Genomic DNA, 8,976 nt, shown 5'->3' with positions numbered 1-8,976 from the left:
CACCTCCCCCGGCCCCCTCCGCCCGGCAGCGTTCACGGAAGCAGAGGTGTTCAACGTGCAGACGCAGACACAGGTGCGGGAGCTCATGGGCATGAGCGTGTCCGACACCCACGGGACGAAGGTCGGCACGATCAAGCAGGTCTACCTCAACGACGACTCCGGCGCGCCGGAGTGGGTGACCGTGCACACCGGATGGTTCGGGATGCGGGAGAGCTTCGTCCCGCTGTCCGGCGCGCGCAAGAACCAGGACATGCTGCAGGTCCCGTACGACAAGGAGACCATCAAGGGCGCGCCGAACGTCGACGCGGACGAGCACCTGTCCCATGCCCAGATCGTGGACCTGTACCGCCACTACGGCGTGCGTCCCCCGGGCGGCCGCCGCCAGGGCGGGGAGGCGGACACGGCCGGGGACACCGACCGGACGGCCGGCGAGGGCAGGACCACCGGGACGACCGGGACGACCGGGCCGGCCGCCGCCGCGGGCACCGCCGGGGCCGCGGGCACGGCGGGTGCCGCCGGGATGGCCGTCCGCCCGGACAGGGCGGCGCGCGGGGAGGCCAAGCAGGCCGAGCAGACCGGGCAGGAGCAGACCGGGCGCACCATGCCGGCGCAGTCGGCGCGCGAGGGCGCCGAGGCCCCGATGACCGAGATCACCCGGTCCGAGGAGCAGATGCGCATCGGCACCGAGCGGCACGAGTCCGGCCGCGTCCGGGTGCACAAGTACGTCGAGACGGAGATGGTGGAGCGCACGATCCCGGTCTCGCACGAGGAGCTCAAGATCGACCGCGAGCCGATCGTGGGCGGCGAGCCGAACCCGAAGGTCACCATCTCCGAGGACGACCACGAGATCATCCTCTACGAGGAGCGTCCGGTGATCGCCAAGGAGACCGTCCCCGTCGAGCGCGTCCACGTGCGCACCGAGCAGGTGCAGGACGAGCAGACGGTGCGCGGCGAGCTCCGCAAGGAGCGCATCGAGGTGACGCGCGACGACGACATCAAGGCCGAGCGGACCGATCGCGGAGAGCGCGGAGAGCGCGGCCGCCCGTCCAAGTGAGCCCCTCGTCTCTGGCAATTCGGTCCTGAGAACGCGCCACACCGGATGGCGAGCGCCCGGGACGGCTGTTCACCCGCCGGCCGCCCGGGCGTTCGCGTGGCCGGAGGTGGTCACTGTGCCGGCCGGTGCGGGCCCGCCGGTGCCGGGCGGGCAGCGCGGGACGTGGTGGCGGCGATCATGGCCCCCACCGTCCGACCGGCTTTGTTCGGCACATGATTCAACGTGTGAATTTAGTCCCCGTCAACTCCTCTTCCCCAGTTTTCACCAGGCTCCGGTCCGCACCGGACAGGTTCGTTGACAGCCGGTGCGGAGCCGGGGGAGGTTCCTGGGTGACGACGTCGCCGAGCGCAGAGGTCGTGGCCGTCCGGGCGAGCCACGGCCTCTGCGCACGGCCGCGCGCGGTCCGCCGGGCCGTGCGGCGTCCTCGGAGCGACCCAGGAGGGACGACTTGCGACACCCCCACAAACGCGTCATCGCCACCCGGATCGGGCGATCACTGGTCGCGCTCGCGACCATCGCGGCGCTCCCGTCCGCCATCGCGGTGCAGCCCGCGCTGGCCGATGGGCCGCCGGCCTATCTCAACGCGCGGCTCCCCGTCGCCAAGCGGGTCGGCGACCTGCTCGGCAGGATGACGCTGGAGGAGAAGGTCGGCCAGATGACCCAGGCCGAGCGCGGCGCCATCGACGGCGACCGCGACCAGATCACGAAGCTGGCCCTCGGCTCGGTGCTCTCGGGCGGCGGCTCGGTGCCCGCCGACAACACCCCTGCGGGCTGGGCCGACATGGTCGACGCCTACCAGTCGAAGGCGCTCGCCACCCGGCTGAAGATCCCGCTGCTGTACGGGATCGACTCGGTGCACGGCCACAACAACCTCGTCGGCGCGACGATCTTCCCGCACAACATCGGGATGGGCGCGACCCGCGACCCGCGGCTGGTCAAGCGGGAAGAGGAGATCACGGCCATCGAGACGAAGGCGAGCGGGCCCCAGTGGGTGTTCGCGCCGTGCGTCTGCGTCAGCCGTGACCTGCGCTGGGGCCGCACCTACGAGAGCTTCGGCGAGGACCCGCGGCTCGTGAGCGAGATGGCCGTCGGCATCGAGGGCTTCCAGGGCAAGCACAAGCGCGACATGGCCACGAACCGGCACGTCCTCGCGACGGCGAAGCACTTCGCCGGGGACGGCGACACGGTGTTCGGCTCGTCCACCAGCGGGACGTACACGATCGACCAGGGCGTCACGGTCACCGACCGCAAGACGTTCGCGAAGATCGACCTCGCGCCCTACGTCACCGCCGTGAAGCGCTACGACGTCGGCAGCATCATGCCGTCGTTCTCCAGCGTCGAATGGACCGAGGACGGCGTCGGCAACCCGGTCAAGATGAGCGCGCACAAGGAGCTGCTGACCGACGTCCTCAAGGGGAAGATCGGCTTCGACGGGTTCCTCATCAGCGACTGGGCGGCCATCCAGCAGATCCCCGGCGACTACGCCACGCAGGTGCGGACGTCCGTCAACGCCGGCATGGACATGTTCATGGAGCCCTACAGCGCTCCGCAGTTCGTCGAGACGCTGATCGCCGAGGTGAAGGCGGGACGCGTGAAGATGTCGCGCATCGACGACGCCGTCCGCCGCATTCTGACGGCGAAGTTCGAGCTCGGCCTGTTCGAGCACCCGTACACCGACCGCAGCCTCGCCAAGACGATCGGGTCGCCGGAGCACCGCGCGGTCGCGCGTGAGGCCGTCGCGAAGTCGCAGGTCCTGCTGAAGAACTCGCACCGCGCGCTGCCGCTGCGCAAGAACGAGCAGGATCTACGTGGCGGGCGCCAACGCCGACGACATCGGCAACCAGGCGGGCGGCTGGACGGTCACGTGGCAGGGCTCGTCCGGCGACATCATCCCAGGCACGACGATCCTGGACGGCATCGAGCAGAACTCGTCCCACGTCACCTACAGCGCGGACGCGTCGGCGCCGATGTCCGGCGATGACGTCGGCATCGTCGTCATCGGCGAGAAGCCGTACGCGGAGGGCGTCGGCGACGTCGGCAACGGGCACACGCTGAACCTGTCGGACGCCGACAAGGCCAACATCGACAAGGTGTGCTCCGCGATCCGGACGTGCGTCGTCCTCGACGTCGCGGGACGGCCGCAGATCGTCACCGACCAGCTGTCCCAGATGGACGCGTTCGTCATGTCCTGGCTGCCGGGCAGCGAGGGCGCGGGCGTCGCGGACGTCCTGTTCGGCAAGCGTCCCTTCACCGGCCGCCTGCCGGTGACGTGGCCGCGCAGCGAGGCCCAGGAGCCGATCAACATCGGCGACCGGGACTACAAGCCGCTGTTCCCCTACGGCTACGGGCTCCGGACCCGCGGCCACCACCATCACCACCACCACTGACCGGCATCCCCGCCGAGGGCCGGCCGCCTACCACCCCTTGGGCGGCCGGCCCTGTCCATCCCGAAATAAGCAGGGTTTATGCCGCTTTGCTCGGGAGAGGCTGCCCCCGTGGAAAGTGTTGATCGGGAGCCGCGGACCGCGTTCGTGCTCGGCGGCGGCGGCGTGCTCGGCGCGCACGAGGTCGGCATGCTGCGGGCGCTCGCCGAGTGCGGCGTCCGGCCCGACATCATCGTCGGGACGTCGATCGGGGCGCTGAACGGCGCGTTCGTCGCGGCCGACCCGGACACGGCCGTCGACCGCCTTACCAGCCTGTGGTCGGACGACGCCACCCGCGACGTGTTCGGCGCACGCATGTGGGCGCGGCTGTGGACGCTCGCCCGCTCCGGCACCCACCTGCACTCGAACGAGCCGCTGCGCCGCATGCTGGACGAACTGCTCCCCGTCCGGACGTTCGAGGAAATGGCCGTCCCGTTCGAGTGCGTCGCCGCCGGGATCGAGACGGCGATGGCGCACTGGTTCACGTCCGGGCCGCTGCTGCCCGCGGTACTGGCCTCGTCCGCCGTGCCGGGACTGCTGCCGCCCGTCCGGATCGGGGACCGGCACTACTTCGACGGCGGGCTCGTCCACAGCATCCCGGTCGGGCGCGCGGTGATGCTCGGCGCGACGACCATCTACATTCTGCACGTCGGGCGCATCGAGCGCGACCTGCCGCCGCCGCGCCGCCCCTGGGAGGTCGGCATGGTCGCGTTCGAGATCGCGCGCCGGCACCGGTTCTTCGAGGAGATGGCGAGCCTCCCGGACGGCCTGGCCGTGCACGTCCTGCCGGCGGGCGGCAAGCCGCAGAAGTCCGGCGTCGACCTCGCCCAGATGCGGTACAGGAACGTGTCCGGAATCCGGGCTCACATCGAACGCGGCTACCGGGCATCCTTGGAGTACCTCAAAGAACGAGCGTGAGATGCTGCCTCCCCCCATCGTCCGCCGGCTGGTGTTCACGCCGCTGCTGTTCGTGCTGACCCTGCTGGTCACCGTGCTGTTCCCGGTCGCGTTCGCGGTGACGTCGCTGATCGGACGCGACCGCAGGCGCGCCCTCCGGCTGCTGTGGTTCACGCTCGCCTGGGGGCTGCGGGAGTCGGCGGCCGTGCTCGAATGCGGCCGGCTGTGGATCCGCCGCCGCGCCCACGACGACCGGCACTACGACATCATCCGCCGCTACGTCGCCGGCCTGTACGAGGTGGCGGAGCGGCGGCTCGGCCTGCGCGTGGAGATCACCGGTGAGGGGGAGGCGGCGCCCGAAGACCGCCCGCTGATCGTCCTCAGCCGGCACGCCGGGCCCGGTGACGCGCTCCTCCTCGTCCACCACCTGCTGACCGACTACCGGCGGCGGCCCCGCGTGGTGATGAAGGCGCAACTCCAGTTCGACCCCTGCATCGACATCGCCGCGAACCGCATGCCGAACGTGTTCGTCACACCCGGTGGCGGCGCGGTCGACGACATCGGCCTGCTCGCCGCCGACCTCGGCCCGCGCGACGCGCTGCTGATCTTCCCGGAGGGCGGCAACTTCTCCCCGGAGCGGCGGCGCCGCGCGATCCGGCGGCTGACCAAGCTCCGGCGCACGGACGAGGCGACCCGGGCGGCCGCGATGCGCAACCTGATGCCGCCGCGTCCCGGCGGCGTGCTGGCCGCGCTCGACTCGGCGCCGTCCGCCGACGTGGTGTTCGTCGCGCACTGCGGGCTCGACCACATGGCCACGGTCGGCGACATCTGGCGGCGGATCCCGCTCACCGGCGCCGTCCAGGCCCAGTGGTGGCGCATCCCCGCCGAGGACGTCCCGGACGGACGGGACGCCCGCATCGACTGGCTCTACCAGCAGTGGGAACGCGCCGACGCCTGGATCAGTGCAAACCGGGCACCCGCGTCCAGGTGACATCATGGACGCATGGGCGACGAGGGGTCCGTGCGGGTCGATCTGTGGATCTGGGCCGTGCGGCTGCTGAAGACCCGTTCGATGGCGACGACCGCGTGCCGGGCGGGCCATGTCCGCGTCAACGACGAGCGCGCGAAGCCGTCCACCACGGTGAAACCGGGCGACACGGTGCGGCTCCGCCACGACGGACGGGAGCGGATCGTCGTCGTCCAGAAGATCATCCGCAAGCGGGTCGGCGCGCCCGCCGCGCAGGAATGCCTGATCGACAAGAGCCCGCCCCCGCCGCCGCGCGAGGCGCTCATCCCGGTCGGCCGCCGCGACCGCGGCGCGGGCCGCCCCACCAAGCGCGACCGCCGCGAACTGGAACGCATCCTCGACCACTACCGCACCCTGAACAACCCGCCGAAGGACGACTAGCTAGACGATTCGGGGTTCTGACCGGCCAAGGACGGTGCCGTCGGGGGCCAGGGCCTCGGCTGTCACGTTCGGTGATCGCGCGAGGGTGACGGTCGTCTCGAAGCTTTTGCGTGGGACGGTCTTCGCGACCACCGGGCGGCTTCCGGAGCCGGTGAGGAAGCGCCACGCGGCGACGTCGGTCGCGCCGTTCCAGCTCACGCTGACCCGCATACGGTCGTTCGGCAGCGGCGCCACCGCGACGTCGGGGGCGGTGGCGGGACGCGCGGACCAGGCGGCCCGGTATGCGCGGTAGGAGCCGTCGCCGAGCCCCGTGATCTCCAGGACGGGCTTGCCGTTGGCGGTGAACTCCGTCACCGCGGGGGTCGATCCCCAGCCGACGAGCACGTGCCCGTCCGGCAGGATCTGCATGTTGCCCATGTACTGGCCGAAGGTCTTGCCGTCGCTGAACTCGCGGACCCGGTTCGCCGTGCGGTTCGTCTCGTCCAGCCGCAGGACGAGCCCTCGCGAAGGGCCGTCGCCAGGGTTGTCGATGTGGTTGTCGAAGAGCGTGATCGTCCCGTCCGGCCGGCGGCGGGCGTCGTGCTGCCAGGCGAACTCGGCACCGTCCCCGAGCGCGAAGTCGCTGCGCCGGCCGCCGAGCCGCCAGCGCAGGGCGCCCGTCCGGCGGTCGATCGAGTACAGGGCGCAGGTGTTGCGGGCCGACAGCAGCAGCGTGTCCCCGTCGTCCTGGATCGAGTTGATGTGGACGGGGTCGAACGTCTTGCCCTTGGTCCCGTTCGCGTCCTTGGTCAGCGGGGTGCGGGTCTCGGTGATGTCGAGGTGGTCGAGCGCGCTCCAGTCGAGCAGCACCTCGCCCGTGCGGACGTCGATCTCCTGGACCCGGTTGTCGAGGACGTGCCCCTCGTGCGGACCCCCGATTGGACGCATGTCGGCGGTGACCGTTGGATAGGCGATGATCAGCGCCGTCCCGCGATCGGTGACGATGAACTCGTGGAAGTCGCCGCGCACCCCATTCCCCGTCCGGACCTCGGCGATGCGCTGGTAGTCGCGGCCGAGCAGGACGCCCGTGCCCGCGCCGTGCCCGCCCGTCCGGCGTTCGCCCTCCCAGTAGGTGAGGACGGGTTCGCCCTCGTAGGTCTGCACCCGGACGTCGGTGATGAGCTGCTCCGACCGGTGGATCCAGACCGGCTCGCCGGTGTCGTCGACGATGAGCGCGTCGGCGGAGCCCGTCCCGCGGAAGGGCGCGACGAACAGCAGGCCGTCCTCGGTACGGCCGAGGCGCCGCGCCTTCAGCGCCGGTGGCGGTATGCCCGGCATGGTGGCGTAGCCGTTGGGGACATCGGCTTCGGCGGGGGGAGGACGGCCGGACCCGGCACCGCTGAGGAGCGCAGCCCCTCCGACGAGCCCGGACAGCAGGAAACCGCGACGTGTCACGCTCATGCGGCCCTGTCTACCCGGAGAACATGAGAACCGCATAAGCGGTCACCGCTTCCCGTCGGCGTAGCGGCGCTCGGACTCCAGCGCCGACGCGACGTCCTTCGGGTAGCTGCGCCGGGCCTTGATCAGCAGCAGTCCGTTGAGCAGCAGCGGCAGCAGCGCCAGCAGGAACGCCCGGTCCAGGCCCGTCGCCGACCCCCGGCCGCCGTCCAGCGCGCCCGACAGCCAGCCGAACAGCACGGGCGCCGCCGCCTCCCCGGCCATCCGCACGATCGTCCGGATCGCCTCGGCCCGTCCCCACAATCGGAAGTGGACGACGTCCAGCCGCACCGCGTCCAGCGGCGGGTTCGCGGCGGCGAGCGCCGCGGCGGCGAGCGTGAACAGCGGCAGCGCGATCAGCGCCTGGCCGGTGAGCAGGCCCGGCACGAACAGCAGCGCGGACACGGCGAACGCCACCCCCGGCACGTTGACCCGCGCGGTGACCACGCCCCTGCGCACCAGCCGGTCGGCCAGCCGCCCGCCGATGAGCACCCCCGCGAGCGCGGCCAGCCCGATGACCGGGATGAACGCCGACAGCTCGTCGCGGCTGATCGAGTACCGCTCCTGCACGAAGACCATCGCGAACGTGCGCAGCCCGGCGAAGAAGAAGTAGCCGATCGCCGACGCGATGATGATGATCACGTTCGTGCGGATGCGGAGGACGTGCCGCGCCGCCTCCAGCAGCGACATGCTCTCCGGATCGGTGTCCAGGACGTTCCGCGGATCCGGCTCCACGTCCGAGTCGTCGACCTGCCGCTGGGCGAGTTCCTCCTCGCCCCGGCCCGCCGCCGACCCCTGCGCGCCGCGCTCCGGCTCCGGCATCATCCGCCACAGCAGCACGGCCAGGACGAAGCCGAGCACCGCGACGAACCAGAACGCGAACCGCCAGCTCAGGAACGCGGCGATGTTCCCGCCCGGGATCAGCCCGAACCCGACCCCGACCAGCTCGCCGGCCAGGATCCGCCCCCACGTCCCGGCCCGCTCCTCCGGCGGGAACAGGTCGCCGATCAGCGACGCGACCGTCGGCCCCGCCGTCGCCGTCACCGCGCCCAGCGCCACCCGCGACGCCAGCAGCCACTCGTACGAACTCGCCAGCCCGCCGACGATCATCGCGAGGCTCCACAGCAGGATGCTGCCCGCCAGCAGCGGCACCCGCGGCACCCGGTCGGTCAGCTGCCCCACCGGCAGCGTCGCCACCGCGCCGACGGCCGCCGGCGCCGCCGTGAGTATCCCGACCTGCGTGTTACCGATGTGGAGCGACGTGCGCAGCTCCTGGACGATCGCCCCGACGACCCCCGTGTCGGCCGTGTTGAGCGCGAGCACGCACGCCAGCAGCAGCACGATGCGGGCACGCCGTCTCCCGCCGAGCCGGTCCGTGAGCGCACTGGTCACACGCGCCCACGGCCGAGGGGTGGATGTCACCAACCACTACTGCCCGTAGACCGACCAGGTATGTCGTGCCCTACTTGTACTGGAACAACTCCACGGGATTGCCGGACGGGTCGTCCACCAGGACCTGCCTGCCGCCGACCCCGTCGACGATCGTGTTCCGGAACGAGACGCCCGCCTCGGTGAGCTTCGAGACCTCCGCCTCGATGTCGTCCACCGTCAGCGAGATGCGGTTCCAGCCGCCCGGTTCGGGCACCCGCCCGTCCGGCATGGCCTGCCTGCCGCCGCCCCTCCCGGACGGGCGGGTGCCCGAACCGGGCGGCTGGAAC

At 71.6% G+C, this 8,976-nt stretch carries 8 protein-coding genes and 1 pseudogene; 6 read left to right on the top strand and 3 right to left on the bottom strand.

Annotated elements, in window-relative coordinates:
- From HUX53_RS23980 to HUX53_RS23960, 6 genes and pseudogenes are all read left to right on the top strand, one after another.
- Positions 1-1,054, top strand: a 1,054-nt coding sequence (locus tag HUX53_RS23980) for a DUF2382 domain-containing protein (protein WP_217919821.1), incomplete at its 5' end; no start/stop codon positions are given.
- A 628-nt stretch (positions 1,055-1,682) separates the two neighbouring features.
- Positions 1,683-2,630 (top strand): annotated as a pseudogene (locus HUX53_RS41465) (glycoside hydrolase family 3 protein); the annotation flags it as partial.
- 232 nt (positions 2,631-2,862) lie between these two features.
- Positions 2,863-3,441 carry a glycoside hydrolase family 3 C-terminal domain-containing protein gene (locus HUX53_RS40140; RefSeq protein ID WP_309237406.1) on the top strand — a complete coding sequence of 193 codons (579 nt, stop codon included), beginning with the start codon at positions 2,863-2,865 and terminating at the stop codon, positions 3,439-3,441.
- A 108-nt stretch (positions 3,442-3,549) separates the two neighbouring features.
- Complete coding sequence (locus HUX53_RS23970; protein WP_309237405.1) at positions 3,550-4,395, top strand: patatin-like phospholipase family protein; 846 nt, start codon at positions 3,550-3,552, stop codon at positions 4,393-4,395.
- 1 nt (position 4,396) lies between these two features.
- The gene (locus tag HUX53_RS23965) at positions 4,397-5,365 is read left to right on the top strand and encodes a 1-acyl-sn-glycerol-3-phosphate acyltransferase (protein WP_176405479.1); all 969 of its coding nucleotides are present in this window, start codon (positions 4,397-4,399) and stop codon (positions 5,363-5,365) included.
- A gap of 12 nt (positions 5,366-5,377) precedes the next feature.
- Positions 5,378-5,782 (top strand): RNA-binding S4 domain-containing protein, encoded by a 405-nt coding sequence (locus HUX53_RS23960; RefSeq protein ID WP_176405478.1) that lies wholly within the window; start codon positions 5,378-5,380, stop codon positions 5,780-5,782.
- Here HUX53_RS23960 and HUX53_RS23955 read toward each other — a convergent pair whose 3' ends face one another.
- The 3 genes from HUX53_RS23955 to HUX53_RS23945 form a co-directional block, all read right to left on the bottom strand.
- Positions 5,783-7,222: an arylsulfotransferase family protein gene (locus HUX53_RS23955; RefSeq protein ID WP_176405477.1), complete on the bottom strand. Its 1,440-nt coding sequence runs from the start codon at positions 7,220-7,222 to the stop codon at positions 5,783-5,785.
- A 42-nt stretch (positions 7,223-7,264) separates the two neighbouring features.
- The gene (locus HUX53_RS23950; RefSeq protein ID WP_176405476.1) at positions 7,265-8,650 is read right to left on the bottom strand and encodes an MFS transporter; all 1,386 of its coding nucleotides are present in this window, start codon (positions 8,648-8,650) and stop codon (positions 7,265-7,267) included.
- Positions 8,651-8,720: 70 nt separating this feature from the next.
- Positions 8,721-8,976 (bottom strand): VOC family protein (locus tag HUX53_RS23945; RefSeq protein ID WP_176405475.1); only part of this gene is annotated, 256 nt, incomplete at its 5' end.

The organism is Actinomadura sp. BRA 177 (assembly GCF_013372625.1).
Taxonomy (GTDB): Bacteria; Actinomycetota; Actinomycetes; order Streptosporangiales; family Streptosporangiaceae; genus Spirillospora.
Note: the sequence above shows the minus strand (reverse complement) of the source record. Positions and strands in the feature narration are given on the sequence as shown.